The following is a 16,040-nucleotide window of genomic DNA, read 5'->3' on the forward strand; positions in this document are numbered from 1 at the left end:
GCGGCCTCAGGACTTCTTGTCGACCGGCGGCGGCGTCACCGGCTGCGGGTCCGGCTGCTTCTTGTCGACGGTCTTGGAGTCGTCGTCCTGCGCAGGTAGGCCGTTGGCGACCTTTTCCTTGATTTTCGGGATCTGGGCTTCCTCGGGTTCGGAGGCCAGCGCCCGGTTCCACTGATAAACGGCTTCCAGCTTGCGGCCGACGCGCCAGTAGGCATCGCCCAGATGGTCGTTGATTGTCGCATCGCCGGCCTTGATCTGCGCCGCACGTTCCAATTCATCGACAGCATCGCTGTAGCGGTTGAGGCGGAAATAGGCCCAGCCGAGCGAATCGATGATGTAGCCGTCATCGGGGCGCAATTCGACGGCCTTCTTGATCATCTCAAGGCCCTCGTCTAGGTTTCGGTTCATGTCGATCCAGGAATAACCGAGATAGTTCAGAACCTGCGGCTGGTCGGGATTAAGGTCGAGCGCCTTGCGGAAGTTCGGCTCTGCCTGATCCCATTTTTTCAGCCTCTCGTAGGCGATGCCGCGCTGAAAGAAAACGCTCCAGTCCGCGCGGCCCGGCAGAGGCCCGATTATCTCGACAGCCTTGTCGTAGTTGTCAGCCATCGCCTGGTAATCCTTGGCGTCGGAAAGCACGCTGCCATAGGCGAGGTAGCTTCTAATATCTTTCGGATCGGAAGCGATCAGCGCCTGCAGATGCTTGCGCGCCTCATCCACCTTGCCGCCCTGCGCGAGCGCCAGCCCGAGCTGTAGTTCGGAGATGCGGCGCATCGGCGAATTCGCTGGCACCTTCTGGTAAAGCGCGATCGCGCGATCCATCTGGTTCTGCTTTTCTGCGATGCCGCCGAGGAGCACGAGCGTATCGGCGCTGTTCGGATCGAGCGCGTTGGCGGTCTGCAGATAGAGCGAGACGATGTCTTCAGCGCCGTCGCGGTTCAGCGCGCCGCCGACCGAGAATAGTACACCGGCCGCACCCTCTTCGGCGCTCTTGACCTGCTGTTCCTGCTTTTCACCCTTTTCGATGCTGTCGCGCAGTGCATTCAGCGGTGCGTAGTTCGGCAGCAGATTGTCCCCGACGGAGACGGCGTCAAGCGCCTTCTGCTTATTGCCCTGCGAGGCTTCCAGGCGGGCGAGCGCCATGATGGCGCGCACGAAAGTATCAGGCGCAGTCGCGCCGCCTTCCTTGTCCAGCACGGCATCGTTGAGATGCTGGCGGGCCGATTTGACATCACCGTTGACGATCGCGATCGCACCGGCATTATAGTTCTGGAAGATGCGAACCCAATCCGGCCCTTTCATCTTCTCGACCATGGTGAGCCCTTCCTTGCCGCGACCGGCGCCGACACGCGCCCAGGCAAGCAGCAAGTCGTTCATCATACGATCGAGATCGTTCGGCCCGTCATATTTCAGAATCGATTCCGCTGTCTTGAATTCGCCGCGGCGCATCGCATCCATGCCGCGCACGATCGTGGTGATGCGCTCGACGGTCGGGTCACCCTTCAGGTCATTGGCATATTTCACGCCGTCCTTTATGTCGCCGTTGAGCAGCAGAGAAATCATCAGGCGCTGGCGGATTTCCGGGTTGCCCGGCTCGATCTGCAAGGCTTTCTTGTAGAGCTCGATCGCGGTCGGATAGTCGTGGTCTACATCGGCCGTGCGGGCAGCGAGAAACGCGCCCGAGAAGGTGGTAACGCTGTCCGGATCGAAAGTCACGGTCTTGCCGGCATCATCCGCCTTGGCCGCGTCTTTGGCGTTCACGCCGCCGATCCCGCCGAGCGAAAGCACTGCCGCGACGGCTGCGCTCGAAAGGAGACGGGTGACAAATCTCTGCCGCATTAGAAAACCTTTCTTCAGGGACGGCCGACTCAACGCGCCGACCGCAAAATCAGTTGCAAACACTGATTCACAACAGGATGGCTTTTTTGAAGCGGCCCTGCAAGAAATTCAGCCCACGTTCAAGGACGTTTGATGAAAGCGCCGCGCCAAAGCGTACGGCGGCCCTGCGGCAAAGTCATGCTTCTCGTCGAGGCACACTTCAGTTCACGCGCTCGATGCAGAAGTCGATGACTTCTATCAAGGCCGATTTCCAGGGGCTGTCCGGCAGGGGTGCCAGCGCATCCCGCGCGATCGTGCCGTAATGCACGGCCCGCTGGATGGTGTCGTTGAGCGTTCCGTATTTGGTGATCAGGCCGAGCGCCTTTTCCAGATTGGCATCGCTGCTGTTGCCACCTTCGATCGCATCGCGCCAGAAAGCGCGCTCGTCCTGCGTGCCGCGGCGATATGCGAGGATGACCGGAAGGGTGATCTTGCCTTCGCGGAAATCGTCGCCGATATTTTTGCCGAGATCGGCAGCCTTGCCGCCGTAATCCAGCGCGTCATCTACCAGCTGGAACGCGAGGCCGAGATTCATGCCGTAGGATTTCAGTGCATTGCGGTTGGACTTGTTGGTCTCGGCTACGATCGGGCCGACTTCGGCAGCAGCTGCAAAGAGTGCTGCCGTCTTGGCGCGGATGACCGAGAGATAGTCATCCTCGGTCGTTTCCATGTTCTTTGCGACGGAAAGCTGCAGCACTTCGCCCTCGGCGATCACGCAGGCGGCAGAGGAAAGCACATCGAGCGCTTCCAGCGACCCCACTTCCACCATCATGCGGAAGGCCTGGCCGAGCAGGAAGTCGCCGACAAGGACGCTCGCCTGATTGCCCCAGATCGTGCGCGCGGTCGATTTACCACGGCGCAGGTCGCTTTCATCCACCACGTCGTCATGCAGCAGCGTCGCGGTGTGCATGAACTCGACTGATGTCGCGAGCTTGATGTGATTCTCGCCCCTGTAGCCGAAAAGCGAGGCTGCAGCGAGCGTCAGCATCGGCCGCAGGCGCTTGCCGCCAGAGGAGATGAGATGGTTCGCCACCTCCGGAATCATCTGGACATCGGAGCCGGCCTTGGAAAGGATGAGCTGGTTCACCCGCTCCATGTCAGCCTTGGTGAGGTCCACCAGCGGCTTGATGGAAGCCAGTTTGTTTTTGTTTTCTTCAAGCGGTATGACCACGCCCAACGACCCGGACTCCTGTTCATTCGTTGCCTTTGACAATAGAAAGGGGCGATGGAGGCGGCAAGGGGTGAATTGTCGCTGCCAGCAAATTCGGAAGGGAAAATAACGGCAAATGCATGAGCTTATCCGCGCAAACGATCCCGTTCTGCTCTCTTTTGCCGAGAGCCTCATGAAGGATGCGGGAATTGCGTGCTTCATTGCCGATCAGGGCATGAGCGTGGTCGAAGGATCGCTCGGCATGCTGCCGCGCCGTCTCTTGGTTGACGAGGCGATGGCCGATCAGGCCCGGCGCATCCTGACCGATGCGGGTCTCGGCGGCGAATTGCGCGAGCGGAAGTGAACAGATGACGCAGGCGGTGACCGACACCATAGACGCCTTTCATCGCGGCCTTTTCCATATCGTCCAGCCGAAGGGCAGGGGCCATCGCGCTGGCATGGACGCCATGCTGCTCGCCGCTCTCGTTGCCGATGATCGCCCGATCAAGGTGGCCGATCTCGGTGCCGGAGCCGGTGCAGCCGGCCTTGCCGTCGCCTCGCGCCTTGCGAAGGCCTCTGTTGTGCTTTTCGAGCGATCGGCGGAGATGGCCGACTACGCCCGCCGCAGCATCGAACTGCCTGACAACGCCCATATGGCGGGCCGCGTCTCGGTCGTTGAGGCCGATGTCACGCTGACGGCCAAGGCGCGAAACGACGCAGGTCTCATCGACGAAAGCTTCGATCACGTTATTATGAACCCGCCGTTCAACGATGCCGGCGACCGCAGGACGCCGGATGCGCTGAAGGCGGAAGCACATGCCATGACGGACGGCCTGTTCGAAAGCTGGGTCCGCACAGCCGGGGCCATCATGATACCGGGCGGACAACTGTCGCTGATCGCAAGGCCGCAATCTATCGCCGAGATCATCGACGCCTGCGGCAAACGCTTCGGCGGCATAGAGATCACTGCCATTCATCCGCGTAAAGGGGAAAACGCCGTCCGCATCCTGGTGACGGCGATCAAGGGTTCACGGGCACGGCTTTCGCTGCGTGCTCCGCTCATCATGCACGAAGAGGGGAGCCACAAGTTCTCCCCTCTCGTCGATGATTTCAACAATGGCCGCGCCGCCTATGGCAGGCTTTAAATCAGCGCCGGAAACTAGCCGCCGGTCACGAAGTCCAGGAGCAGCTTGACGTTCAGGCCGGCGATCACGACAGCGATCACGTAGGCGACGGCGCTCAACCACTTCGGCGCCACTAGCTCGCCCATCTTCGCCTTGCTGGCCGTGAACATGACGAGCGGAAAGACGGCGAAGGAAAGCTGCAGGCTGAGCACCACCTGGGTCAGGATCAGCAGTTCAGCGGTGCCCTGGTCGCCGTACCAGATCGTCACGAAAGCCGCGGGAACGATCGCGATGGCGCGGGTGATCATCCGGCGGACCCAAGGTTTCAGGCGGATTTTCAGGAAGCCTTCCATGACGATCTGCCCGGCAAGCGTGGCGGTGACCGTCGAATTCAGGCCGCAGCAGAGCAGCGCGATGCCGAAGAGCGTCGGCGCAATCGCAAGGCCGAGCAGCGGAGACAGCAGTGAATGCGCTTCCCCAAGTTCCACCACATCCGTCTTGCCGTTGGCATTGAAGGCCGCCGCGGCAAGGATCAGGATCGAGGCGTTGATCAACAGCGCGAAACAAAGTGCAACAGTGGAATCGATGGTGGCAAAGGTCAGCGCTTCCTTCTTCTCCGGCACGGTATGGCCATAGGCGCGTGTCTGAACGATGCCGGAATGAAGGTAGAGATTGTGCGGCATCACGGTAGCGCCCAGGATGCCAAGCGCCAGATAGAGCATTTGCGGATTGGTAACGACCTCGGTCGTGGGCAGGAAGCCCCTGATGACGGCGCCCCATTGCGGATCGGCGAGAAAGATCTGAATCGCAAAGCAGAGCGCGATGACGCCGAGCAGGGTGATGATGAAGGCCTCGATCCAGCGGAAGCCGAGCCTCTGGAGGAGAAGAATGAGGAATACGTCCAGCGCCGTGATGAGTACGCCGAGCTCAAGCGGAATACCAAAGAGCAGGTTGAGGCCGATCGCTGTGCCGATCACTTCGGCAATATCGGTGGCGATGATGGCAATTTCCGCAAAGGCCCAGAGCGGCACCGCAACATAGACCGGATAGGCATCGCGACAGGCTTGTGCCAGATCACGGCCGGAACCGATCGCAAGACGCGCGCAGAGCGATTGCAGCACGATTGCCATCAAGTTGGAAAGCAGGGCCACCGTCAGCAGGGCATAGCCGAACTTCGATCCGCCTGCGAGCGAGGTCGCCCAGTTGCCAGGGTCCATGTAGCCGACCGCAACCATGTAGCCGGGGCCGAGGAAGGCTGCCGCACGGCGCCACGCGGAACTGTGCCGCCCGGTGCCAACCGTACGGTAGACGTCGGAGAGCGAAGCTTCCTCACGTTCGGTCCGCCAGCCGCCCTTTGCATTCGGATTTACGATGTCCATGCCATATTTACCTGCTTAGCCATGCCGGCACTATGCCTGATTGGAATGATAATGCAAGTCATTCGCAACAAGAAAATGCTGCCTGTCCTTTTCGGAACGCAGCCATTGCGTTTGCCGTTCCAGCGCATACATGCAATGCCCTTGTAATGTGCATATGCATGCTGGCGCCGCCGATCATGTAAAGGAAGAGAAATGGCCGGATTTTTGAGAAAGCTGATGCCGAAGCGGTTTCGTAACGATGGGATCGTCATCCCCGTCGTCAGGCTGCAGGGCGCAATCATCAGTGGTGGCGGCCAGTTCCGCCCGACCCTCAATCTCGCCAATGTCGCGCCGGTTTTGGAGAAGGCGTTCGCCGTGAAGGACACGCCGGCAGTTGCGATCTCCATCAATTCGCCGGGCGGCTCGCCCGTCCAGTCCCGTCTCATCTTCACGCGCATCCGCGAGCTTGCGCGCGAAAAGCAGAAGAAGGTGCTGGTCTTCGTGGAAGATGTGGCGGCCTCCGGCGGCTATATGATTGCGCTCGCCGGTGATGAGATCATCGCCGACCCGACTTCCATCGTCGGCTCGATCGGTGTCGTCTCGGGCGGCTTCGGCTTTCCGGAACTATTGAAGAAGATCGGCGTCGAGCGTCGTGTCTATACGGCTGGCGAAAACAAGGTGATCCTCGACCCCTTCCAGCCTGAGAAGGAAAAGGACATCGAATATCTGAAGAGCCTGCAGCTCGAGATCCACCAGGTCTTCATCTCGATGGTGCGCGAGCGCCGCGCCGGCAAACTGACGGATGATGCAACAGTTTTCTCCGGCCTCTTCTGGAGCGGCACGCGCGGCCTGGAGCTCGGCCTCGTCGATGGGCTCGGCGACATGCGCCAGGAGCTGAAAAAACGCTATGGTCAGAAGACGAAGCTGCAGCTCATCACCGCTGCCCGCGGTCTGTTTGGCCGCCGTATTCCCGGTGTCTCGCCCGTCTCGCTCGAAGGTGCGGCATCCGGCCTTGCATCAGGACTTGTCGAAGCGGCGGAGGAAAGAGCATTGTGGAGCCGCTACGGGCTTTGACGGGAGAGACGAGGGGGCATGGCACAGCTTATCACGTTATTGATCATCGTCTGCGCGGGCTGGTGGCTCTATCGCCGCTTCGTCTCCGATGCGCAGAAGCTTGCCGAGCGCTCTCGTCGCGCCCAGAAGGAGCGCCAGACGGGCGCGATCGGCACGCTGGTAAAGGATCCTGTAACCGGGGAATATCGTCTCAAGCGGGAAGACGAATAGAAGCTTCCTTGGAAAAAGGCATGATGATATACATGAGAAAACGTATATCATGAGGTGGCCATGCAAGTCGCAAAATGGGGAAATAGCCTGGCGGTTCGTATCCCTGCAAAAGTTGTCGACGCTCTGGGGCTAAAGGAAGGCGACGATGTCGTCGTACGGATCACCGAGGACAAAGCCTTCGAAATAAAGAGGGACGATAGCCGTGAAAGGGCGCTGGAAAGTATTAGACGCTTTAGGCGCAAGCTGCCGTCGGACTGGAAGTTTGATCGCGACGAAGCAAACGCTCGCTGATGCCCTTTATAGACACAAACGTCGTAATCTATGCGTTCAGCGATGATGCTCGGTCGGATAAGGCGCAAGCATTGCTTGCCGCTTCACCGGTCGTCAGTGCTCAGGTACTGAACGAGTTTGCCAATATCGGCCGCAAGAAGCTGGCTATGTCATGGCCCGAAATTCGGGAGGCAATGGGAAGCATCCTGATATTGGCGTCAGCAGTTGTGGCGCTTGATGAGGATCTCACGATCGCCGCGCTCGATCTCGCCGACCGTTATCGCTTTTCATTCTATGACGCCCTGATTGTTGCTGCCGCTCTCAGAGCCGGTTGCGACCAACTCTATTCCGAAGACATGCAGGCGGGATTGATTGTCGAAAAGCAACTGACGATCGTCAATCCGTTTCTGTAGCGTACTCGGACGGCGAGGCCCTTGACCCCTGCGGCGCTGCGTGGCACCTGTCGCGCTCATATTTCAAGCAACCGGTACCGTTCCATGTCTGCTGCCATTCCCGATCACATGAACCCCAAGCGCTCCTTCCAGGCGCTGATCCTGACCCTGCATAATTACTGGGCGGATAAGGGTTGCGCGGTTCTGCAGCCCTATGACATGGAAGTCGGCGCTGGCACCTTCCACCCGGCCACTACTCTGCGCGCGCTTGGCCCGAAGCCGTGGAAGGCAGCCTATGTTCAGCCGTCCCGTCGTCCGTCCGACGGCCGTTACGGCGAAAATCCGAACCGTCTGCAGCATTATTATCAGTACCAGGTCATCCTGAAGCCGAACCCGCCGAACCTGCAGGAGCTCTATCTCGGCTCGCTCGCAGCCATCGGCCTTGACCCACTGCTGCACGATATTCGCTTCGTCGAGGATGACTGGGAAAGCCCGACGCTCGGCGCCTGGGGCCTTGGCTGGGAATGCTGGTGCGACGGCATGGAAGTCTCGCAGTTCACCTATTTCCAGCAGGTCTGCGGCATCGAATGCTCGCCAGTTGCCGGTGAACTGACCTATGGTCTGGAGCGCCTCGCCATGTATGTCCAGGGCGTCGACAATGTCTACGACCTGAACTTCAATGGCCGCGAGGGCGACGAGAAGATCAGCTATGGCGATGTCTTCCTGCAGGCCGAGCAGGAATATTCCCGCCACAATTTCGAATTCGCCAATACCGAGATGCTGCATCGCCATTTCATCGATGCGGAGAAGGAATGCCAGGCGCTGCTCGCCGCCGGCGCGCCTGGCGACAACGCCAACCAGCGCCTGCACAAATGCGTCTTCCCAGCCTACGACCAGTGCATCAAGGCCAGTCACGTCTTCAATCTGCTCGACGCCCGCGGCGTGATCTCCGTCACCGAGCGCCAGAGCTATATCCTGCGCGTGCGCACGCTTGCCAAGGCCTGCGGCGAAGCATTCCTGCTGACGGATGCGGGTGGTTTTGATCTGGTAAACGCCGCCGCCTGATCCTGCTGCGGCGCGATGAAAGATCGCGTCACCTCCTGTTTGACGATATCTGCGAAACCTGCGTAGTCTCCCGGCACATTGGCTTTTCGGGGGATTCGCGATGTATATCGCTCTTGGCGTCATCGTTCTGATCGCACTCTACGTCATCTTTATATACAACGGCCTCGTCCGTTCCCGGCAGATGGCTGAGGAAGCCTGGTCCGGTATCGATGTGCAGCTGAAGCGCCGTGCGGATCTGATCCCGAACCTCATCGAGACTGTCAAGGGTTATGCCGCCCACGAAAAGAGCACACTCGAGGAGGTCGTCGAACTCCGTAACAAGGCGCAGGCGGTTCCCGCTGGCGATGTGGCGGGCAGGGCGCAGGCGGAAGGTCTGCTCGGTCAGGCGCTCGGCCGCGTGATAGCGCTTGCCGAAGCCTATCCCGATCTGAAGGCCAACCAGAATTTCTCCGAACTGCAGGCCTCGCTGGAAACGATGGAAAGCGAAATCCAGATGGCTCGCCGTTATTACAACGGTGCTGCCCGGGACCTGAACGTCAGGGTCGAGAGCTTCCCTTCGAACCTCGTCGCCGGCCAGTTCGGTTTTGCCAAGCGCGAATATTTCGAAATCACCAACGAGGCCGATCGCGCCGTACCATCCGTCAAGTTCTGACCTTTGTCTTTGCGCAAAAACTGCTATGAGCAGTCCGACGTGGCCGTGTGCGGCCGCTGCAATGGACAGAAGAGACAAGCGCAATGAGTAAAGCCAAGCTCACCATCATCCCGCCGGGCAAACCGCTCACCGGTCGTGCCGTGGTTCCGGGCTCCAAGTCGATCACCAACCGCGCCCTGCTACTGGCAGGTCTTGCCAAGGGCACGAGCCGGCTGACCGGCGCGCTGAAGAGCGACGACACGAAATATATGGCCGAGGCGCTTAGGGCCATGGATGTGCAGATCGATGAACCCGATGACACGACCTTTGTCGTGACGGGCAGCGGCAAGCTCCTGCCGCCGAAAGCGCCGCTCTTCCTCGGCAATGCCGGCACGGCGACACGCTTTCTGACCGCGGCGGTTGCTTCCGTCGAAGGAACTGTTGTTGTCGATGGCGACGAGCATATGCGCAAGCGCCCGATCGGCCCGCTGGTCGCGGCACTCAAGTCGCTGGGACTGGACGCCGAGGCGCCGACCGGCTGCCCGCCGGTGACCGTGCGCGGCAACGGACATTTTGCATCGGGCCGCGTCGAGATTGATGCCGGACTTTCCAGTCAGTATGTGTCGGCCCTTCTGATGGCAGCACCGCTCGCCAATCCGGGCGCCAACGCGCCGGTCACCATCGCGCTCGCCGGTACCGATATCGGCGCCCGCGGCTACGTCGATTTGACACTTGCCGCCATGGAAGCCTTCGGCGCCAAGGTGGAGCAGCTCGATGCCGCGACCTGGCGCGTCGAGCCGACCGGCTACACCGCAACCGATTTCGTCATCGAGCCGGATGCCTCAGCAGCAACATATCTCTGGGCGGCCGAGGTGCTGAGTGGCGGCAAGATCGATCTCGGGGTGGCGAACGATGCCTTCACCCAGCCGGATGCCAAGGCTTATGAGACGATCGCCAAATTCCCGCATCTGCCGGCCGAAATTGACGGCTCGCAGATGCAGGATGCCATCCCAACCATAGCCGTTCTTGCCGCCTTCAACGAGACACCGGTCCGCTTCGTCGGCATCGCCAACCTGCGCGTCAAGGAATGCGACCGCATCCGCGCCCTGTCCACCGGGCTGAACAATGTCCGCGGAGGTCTTGCGGTTGAGGAGGGCGACGATCTGATCGTCCATTCCGATCCCTCTCTCGCCCGTCAGACGCTGCCAGCCGAGATAGACACCTTTGCCGATCATCGCATCGCCATGAGCTTTGCGCTCGCCGGTCTGAAGATCGAGGGGATCACCATTTTGGACCCTGACTGCGTCGGCAAGACCTTCCCGGCCTACTGGCGCACGCTTGCAGGGCTCGGGGTTGCCTACAAGGACGAAGCCTAGGATCCGACACGCAATAGGCTGAACCGCAACGGGGAGGGAATATGGTCCGGCGGTTTTTCGGCATTTGTTTCGCACTGCTGATGGTGCTGACGGCAAAGGTCGCTATCAGCGCTGAATTCATCGCCTCCTTCGATTCCGCTATCCAGCTGGAAAAGAGCGGGGCGATGACAGTGACGGAAACGATCACCGTCAACGCCGAAGGCGACCGCATCCGCCGGGGCATCTTCCGCGATTTCCCGCTGACATTTGTCGATGTGTCCGGCCGGCGCCGCAGCGTCGATTTCAGCGTCGTCTCGGTCAAGCGTGACGGCAGTGACGAGCCCTGGCACACGGAATCTATCTCCGGCGGCGTCCGCATCTATGCCGGCTCCGACGACGTAACGGTCTCTACCGGCCGCCACCAATATGTTTTCACCTATAAAACGAACCGTCAGATCCGTTATTTCGACGATCATGACGAGCTCTACTGGAACATCACCGGCAATGGCTGGATTTTTCCGATCCGCTCGGCGGTGGCGACGGTCACTTTTCCGAAGGGCGTTGTGCCCGAAGATGTCGTCGTCTTCACGGGTCCCGTCGGTGGTACCGGCAAGAATGCGCGATCGAGCGTGGATAATGGTCGACTGATCGTCGCGACCACCGCGCCCCTCGGCGCGCAGGAAGGACTGACATTTGCTGCGAAACTGCCGAAGGGTGCGATCGATCCGCCGAGCGCCGATCAGCAGAGCAGCTGGTGGTTCAGCGATAACCGAGATTATTTCATCGGTTTCGGCGGTCTCATCCTCGTCTTCCTCTACTACACACGGTCCTGGCTGAAGGTTGGCCGCGATCCGGCCCGCGAAATCGTCGTTCCGCGCTGGGATCCGCCTTCAGGCATCTCTCCGGCGCTCGTCAATTACATCGACAACAGGGGCTTTTCGGGACAGGGCTGGACGGCGCTTTCGGCTACGGCGCTTGATCTTGCCGTGCGCGGTTATGTCAGGCTCGACGATCTCAAGGACTCGATCATCATTCGCCGCACCGAAAAGCCGCTCGGCAAGGAAAAGCTCCAGGCCGGCGAGGCGGAGCTTCTGAAAGCTATTGGCGGCAGCGGGGACACGCTGATCATTGACAAGGCGAATGGAGAAAAGGTCAAATCCGTCGGCCAGAGCTTCCGTTCGTCGATCGAGCGGGAGCATCGCGGCAAATATTACAACTCCAATGCCGGTTACATCACCGTCGGTGTGATTTTGAGCGCCGTTGCGCTTGTGGCACTCTTCGTCTTTGGCTCGCTGGAGCCGGATACGATTGCGCTGATGATCATCCCGATCAGCATTTCCGTCTTCCTGTCTGTTTTCGTGGCAGGTTTTGCGAAGACACTCCACCGTGGCCGCTCGCTTGTGAGCAAGATTTTCGCTGTCATTGCCATCGCAGTTGCAGCCTTCGTGGGATTGAGCATTCTCTCGAGTCTTGTGCTGGTGCTCGCCTCATCGATGATCGAATTCCATGAGACGCCAATGCTCTTTGCCGTCGGCGGCATAGTGCTCCTCAATATCCTCTATTTCTTCATCATGGGTGCACCGACGCCGCTCGGCGCCAAGATGACGGCAGGCGTCGATGGCTTGCGGCAATATTTGACGCTTGCGGAAAAGGACCGCATGAACATGGCAGGCGCGCCGCAAATGTCGCCGCAGCATTTCGAAACCCTGTTGCCCTATGCCGTGGCCCTCGGCGTCGAAAAGCCGTGGTCGCGCACTTTCGAAACCTGGCTGGCGGCGGCTTCCGCAGGCGCTGCCGCGGCGTACAGCCCTGGCTGGTATTCCGGCGATTTCAACAGCGGCAGCTTTTCGGATCGAATTGGCGGCTTCTCGTCGTCCATGGCCTCCACAATTGCATCGACCATCCCATCACCGCCCCCCTCCAGTTCGTCCTCGGGCTTTTCCGGCGGGGGCTCGTCCGGCGGAGGCGGCGGTGGTGGCGGAGGCGGGGGCTGGTAAGCTTTCCCGCTTGACCTTTCGGGCCTTCCCGCTTAACCGCCAGACCAACAGGCCCGGCCAATAGGCCAGACCAGAGCAATTCCAGGAAAAGTGGGAACCGGTTTTCCGTCCGGAATTGCGAAAAACAATATAGAGCGCTTCCGCCGATTCCGCTTTAGCCGGAAGCGCTCTAGCAGCAGAAGGGATCAGGCATGAAGGTTCTGTTGATCGGATCGGGCGGACGCGAGCACGCACTTGCCTGGAAACTGGCGCAATCCCCGCTGATGACGGAATTCTACGCCGCGCCCGGCAATCCGGGCATTGCAGAACATGCGACATTGGTCGCGATCAATGTCGACGACCACGATGCAGTCGTCGCTTTTTGTCGCGAAAAGGCGATCGATTTTGTCGTCATCGGACCGGAAGCGCCACTCGTAGCCGGCATTGCCGATCGGCTGCGCGCCGCAGGCTTTGCGGTCTTCGGCCCGTCTGCAGCGGCGGCCCAGCTCGAGGGGTCCAAGGGTTTCACCAAGGATATCTGCGCCCGCTACGGCATTCCGACCGGCGCCTATCAACGCTTCAACAATGCGCCCAAGGCCAAGGCCTATATCCGCGAGCAGGGCGTGCCGATCGTCGTCAAGGCCGATGGTCTTGCCGCCGGCAAGGGCGTCACCGTCGCCATGACGCTGGATGAGGCGCTGGCCGCAGTGGACGACTGTTTCGAGGGAGCGTTCGGCGAGGCGGGTGCTGAAGTTGTCGTCGAAGCCTATCTCGATGGCGAGGAGGCGAGTTTCTTCTGTCTTTGCGATGGCAAGAGTGCTCTGCCGCTCGCAACCGCGCAGGATCACAAGCGCGTCGGCGAGGGTGATACCGGCCCCAACACTGGCGGCATGGGCGCCTATTCGCCGGCCCCTGTCATGACGGCCGAGATGACCGAGCGCACTATGAAGGAAATTATCGAGCCGACCATTCGCGGCATGGCCGAAAGCGGCCATCCCTTCAGCGGTGTCTTCTTCGCTGGGCTGATGATCACCGCCAAGGGACCGGAACTCATCGAATACAATGTCCGCTTCGGCGATCCTGAATGCCAGGTGCTGATGATGCGGCTGAAGAGCGATCTGCTGCCTTTGCTGCTTGCCTGTGCCAACGGCACGCTGGATCACGTCAAGGCCGAATGGACCGATGATCCGGCGCTGACCGTCGTCATGGCCTCGAAAGGCTATCCAGGCTCCTATGAGAAGGACACCCCCATCGCCGCCTTGCCGGAAGCTGGCGAAGGCGAGAAAGTGTTCCATGCCGGCACATCGCTGAAGGATGGCGTGCTTGTTGCAACGGGCGGTCGCGTCCTGAACGTGACGGCAACGGGCCGCACGGTCGGCGAGGCGAGGAACCGCGCCTATGCCCTGCTGAGGGGGGTGAAGTGGGAAAACGGCTTCTGCCGCCGCGACATCGGCTGGCGCGCAGTCGAACGCGAAAAGGCATAGCGAGCGGCCGCAACGGCTCGTTTCGCTAAATTTTTACCTTTTCTTCTGACGGGATGGAAACAAAGCGGCGCTAATCTGGCTCCTGATGTGAGACGGAGTGGCGTGATGCGTCTGATTTTCCTCAGTGCAGTATTTCTGCTGGCGGCTGGTTCCGCCATGGCTTCTTCGATCGAAGTGATCGGGCCGAACAAGCCGAAGGAGGCCGGCAGCATCGTCATTGAAACTTGCGCGCATTGCCCGCCACCTGAGACGCAAGCCTCCAAGAAGGATTACGCGGTGCCGGAACTGCGTCCCGGTGCTTTCCAGCAGGCCGAAGTCCGTGACATCGGCGGCGAGAAGAAGATTTACCGCACCGAAAACTGGATGGGCGGCTCTCCCGTTCTCTTCGTCAGCAAGGCCACCCCAGAACAGATGCTGGCGCTTGCCCCGCCGGTGCCCGCCGAAGGTATCGACAACGCGGCGACGGCAGCTGTGGTCGGTGGCGACGAGAAACCCATAGCGGCTGACATGGAGGGGGCCACTCCTTTCGACGCTTCCACCTTCCAGCTCCGTTTCTGAGCCAGTTTCCCGCTGCAGAATTTCCGAGCATTGCAAATGCGCCGGTACAAAGGACCGGGTGCATCTCTGAGTAAAGCAGGGGTGCGCGAGCCGTCATAAGTTAGAAAATTCTAATTTATTGAATTGCAGTTATAAATAACTGCAACCTGTACAAGTCTGTAAGAAGATACCGATCAATTCTACTAGGTTTCCCGAGTAGAACTGCCCTTCTCGTTAAAAGATAATTTAATCATTCACTTTAATTTTACTTACGGGGAACCGGAGGACGCATGATTGCGCTAGCTGAGCGCGCGATATTTGGCGCGCAGGTCGGGAGTTGACCGATCCGGGAATATTGCTTTTCACCTTTTCCGTGAGGTCAATCATGAAGAAGCTCAAGATTGCGCATCAGCTCTTTGCGCTGGTCGGTGTTTTGATGGCTGCATTTGCAGTCGCTACCTACTTTGAAATCCGTACATCCGAACAGGCGATCTATGACGAGCGCTTCGATATGCTTCGCACGCAGGTCGAATCCGGTATCTCCGTCCTCAACACCTTTTACGAACGCGAGAAGGCCGGCCAGATGACGCATGAGGCTGCCCAGGCCGAAGCTTTCGACATCCTGAAGCGCGTGACCTTCCAGCCATCGGGCTATCTCTTCGGCATGGACTACAACGTCGTCCAGGTCTTCCATCCAAATCCGACCAATATCGGCAAGAATATGAGCGGTCAGGTCGACAAGACAGGCGCGAAATTCAGTCAGGCTCTCGTCGACAACGGCAAGGCTGGCGGCGGCCGTACCTTCTACTACTGGGGCAAGCCCGGCCAGCCGGAAGACCAGGTGTTCCTCAAGGGCGCCTATTCCAAGGCCTTCGAACCCTGGAAGATCGTTGTCGGTACCGGGGTCTATCTCGACGACCTGCAGCAGAAGATCAATGCGACGATCTGGAAGGCGCTGACCGCCTCGCTGATCGTCTTTGTCGGCGGCATGGCCGTTGCGGCCTATTTTATCCGCGGCATATCGAATCCGTTGAAGGATGTTCACACCGCCCTGCAGGCTGTTGCCGAGGAAGACGTGTCGATTGTTATCCCGCATACGGGCATGAACAACGAGGTCGGCATGATGGCGAAGGCGACGCAGTCGCTGCAGGAAAAGATCCGGGAGCGTCATGCGATGTCGGAGCGCGAGGCGGCCCAGCAGCTGGCACTCGAAAGCGAGCGTGAGACCAACCTGCGCCATCAGCAGGACGAAGCCTCCCTGCAGGCCCGGGTCGTCAGCACCATCGGCCAGGCGCTGGAACAGATCGCTCGCGGCGACCTGACGGTGCGCTGTGCCGACATCGGCCAGAAATACGCGGCTCTGCGCGACAACTTCAACGATGCGCTCTCGCATCTGGAAGCGGCCATGGCCCAGGTCAGCGCCAAGGGCGGCGACATCGGCGTCGCCAAGGAAGAGATCCGCCGCGCCTCCAACGAACTGTCGCAGCGCACCGAGCGCCAGGCCGCCAGCCTGGAAGAAACCTCGGCTGCCCTCGA

At 60.0% G+C, this 16,040-nt stretch carries 16 protein-coding genes; 13 read left to right on the forward strand and 3 right to left on the reverse strand.

What is annotated here, in order from left to right:
• Positions 1–6: 6 nt before the first annotated feature.
• Entirely contained in the window at positions 7–1,839 is a 1,833-nt protein-coding gene (locus FHX15_RS08035; protein ID WP_184395280.1) for a tetratricopeptide repeat protein, read from the reverse strand.
• 199 nt (positions 1,840–2,038) lie between these two features.
• Positions 2,039–3,055, reverse strand: coding sequence for a polyprenyl synthetase family protein (locus FHX15_RS08040; RefSeq protein WP_184395282.1), 1,017 nt, complete (start codon positions 3,053–3,055; stop codon positions 2,039–2,041).
• Positions 3,056–3,164: 109 nt separating this feature from the next.
• Between FHX15_RS08040 and FHX15_RS08045 the strand changes: the two genes are divergently transcribed.
• Positions 3,165–3,392, forward strand: a complete 228-nt coding sequence (locus tag FHX15_RS08045) for a DUF2007 domain-containing protein (protein ID WP_184395284.1) — start codon at positions 3,165–3,167, stop codon at positions 3,390–3,392.
• Positions 3,393–3,396: 4 nt separating this feature from the next.
• Positions 3,397–4,173 (forward strand): tRNA1(Val) (adenine(37)-N6)-methyltransferase, encoded by a 777-nt coding sequence (locus FHX15_RS08050; protein ID WP_184395286.1) that lies wholly within the window; start codon positions 3,397–3,399, stop codon positions 4,171–4,173.
• A 14-nt stretch (positions 4,174–4,187) separates the two neighbouring features.
• Here the strand turns inward: FHX15_RS08050 and FHX15_RS08055 are convergent, their stop codons facing one another.
• Positions 4,188–5,531, reverse strand: coding sequence for an Nramp family divalent metal transporter (locus tag FHX15_RS08055; RefSeq protein ID WP_184395287.1), 1,344 nt, complete (start codon positions 5,529–5,531; stop codon positions 4,188–4,190).
• 192 nt (positions 5,532–5,723) lie between these two features.
• Between FHX15_RS08055 and FHX15_RS08060 the strand changes: the two genes are divergently transcribed.
• The 11 genes from FHX15_RS08060 to FHX15_RS08110 form a co-directional block, all read left to right on the forward strand.
• Positions 5,724–6,584 (forward strand): S49 family peptidase, encoded by an 861-nt coding sequence (locus tag FHX15_RS08060; RefSeq protein ID WP_184395289.1) that lies wholly within the window; start codon positions 5,724–5,726, stop codon positions 6,582–6,584.
• An 18-nt stretch (positions 6,585–6,602) separates the two neighbouring features.
• The gene (locus tag FHX15_RS08065) at positions 6,603–6,794 is read left to right on the forward strand and encodes a hypothetical protein (RefSeq protein ID WP_184395291.1); all 192 of its coding nucleotides are present in this window, start codon (positions 6,603–6,605) and stop codon (positions 6,792–6,794) included.
• Between the two features lie 60 nt (positions 6,795–6,854).
• Positions 6,855–7,085: an AbrB/MazE/SpoVT family DNA-binding domain-containing protein gene (locus FHX15_RS08070; RefSeq protein WP_184395293.1), complete on the forward strand. Its 231-nt coding sequence runs from the start codon at positions 6,855–6,857 to the stop codon at positions 7,083–7,085.
• Positions 7,085–7,477: a PIN domain-containing protein gene (locus tag FHX15_RS08075; protein ID WP_184395295.1), complete on the forward strand. Its 393-nt coding sequence runs from the start codon at positions 7,085–7,087 to the stop codon at positions 7,475–7,477. The genes FHX15_RS08070 and FHX15_RS08075 overlap by 1 nt, the downstream gene beginning before the upstream one ends.
• Before the next feature lie 84 nt (positions 7,478–7,561).
• Complete coding sequence (locus FHX15_RS08080) at positions 7,562–8,521, forward strand: glycine--tRNA ligase subunit alpha (protein WP_184395297.1); 960 nt, start codon at positions 7,562–7,564, stop codon at positions 8,519–8,521.
• 100 nt (positions 8,522–8,621) lie between these two features.
• The gene (locus tag FHX15_RS08085; RefSeq protein ID WP_184395299.1) at positions 8,622–9,173 is read left to right on the forward strand and encodes a LemA family protein; all 552 of its coding nucleotides are present in this window, start codon (positions 8,622–8,624) and stop codon (positions 9,171–9,173) included.
• A gap of 83 nt (positions 9,174–9,256) precedes the next feature.
• Positions 9,257–10,528: a 3-phosphoshikimate 1-carboxyvinyltransferase gene (locus FHX15_RS08090; protein WP_184395301.1), complete on the forward strand. Its 1,272-nt coding sequence runs from the start codon at positions 9,257–9,259 to the stop codon at positions 10,526–10,528.
• A 41-nt stretch (positions 10,529–10,569) separates the two neighbouring features.
• Complete coding sequence (locus FHX15_RS08095) at positions 10,570–12,504, forward strand: DUF2207 domain-containing protein (RefSeq protein WP_184395303.1); 1,935 nt, start codon at positions 10,570–10,572, stop codon at positions 12,502–12,504.
• A 191-nt stretch (positions 12,505–12,695) separates the two neighbouring features.
• Positions 12,696–13,967 (forward strand): phosphoribosylamine--glycine ligase, encoded by a 1,272-nt coding sequence (purD, locus tag FHX15_RS08100; RefSeq protein WP_184395305.1) that lies wholly within the window; start codon positions 12,696–12,698, stop codon positions 13,965–13,967.
• 105 nt (positions 13,968–14,072) lie between these two features.
• A complete protein-coding gene (locus tag FHX15_RS08105) occupies positions 14,073–14,525 on the forward strand; it encodes a plant virulence effector HPE1-like domain-containing protein (RefSeq protein WP_184395307.1) in 453 nt (150 codons plus the stop codon).
• Positions 14,526–14,889: 364 nt separating this feature from the next.
• On the forward strand, positions 14,890–16,040 hold a 1,151-nt coding region (locus FHX15_RS08110; RefSeq protein ID WP_184395309.1), incomplete at its 3' end, for a cache domain-containing protein.

It is taken from the genome of Rhizobium sp. BK650 (assembly GCF_014195325.1).
GTDB lineage: Bacteria > Pseudomonadota > Alphaproteobacteria > Rhizobiales > Rhizobiaceae > Rhizobium.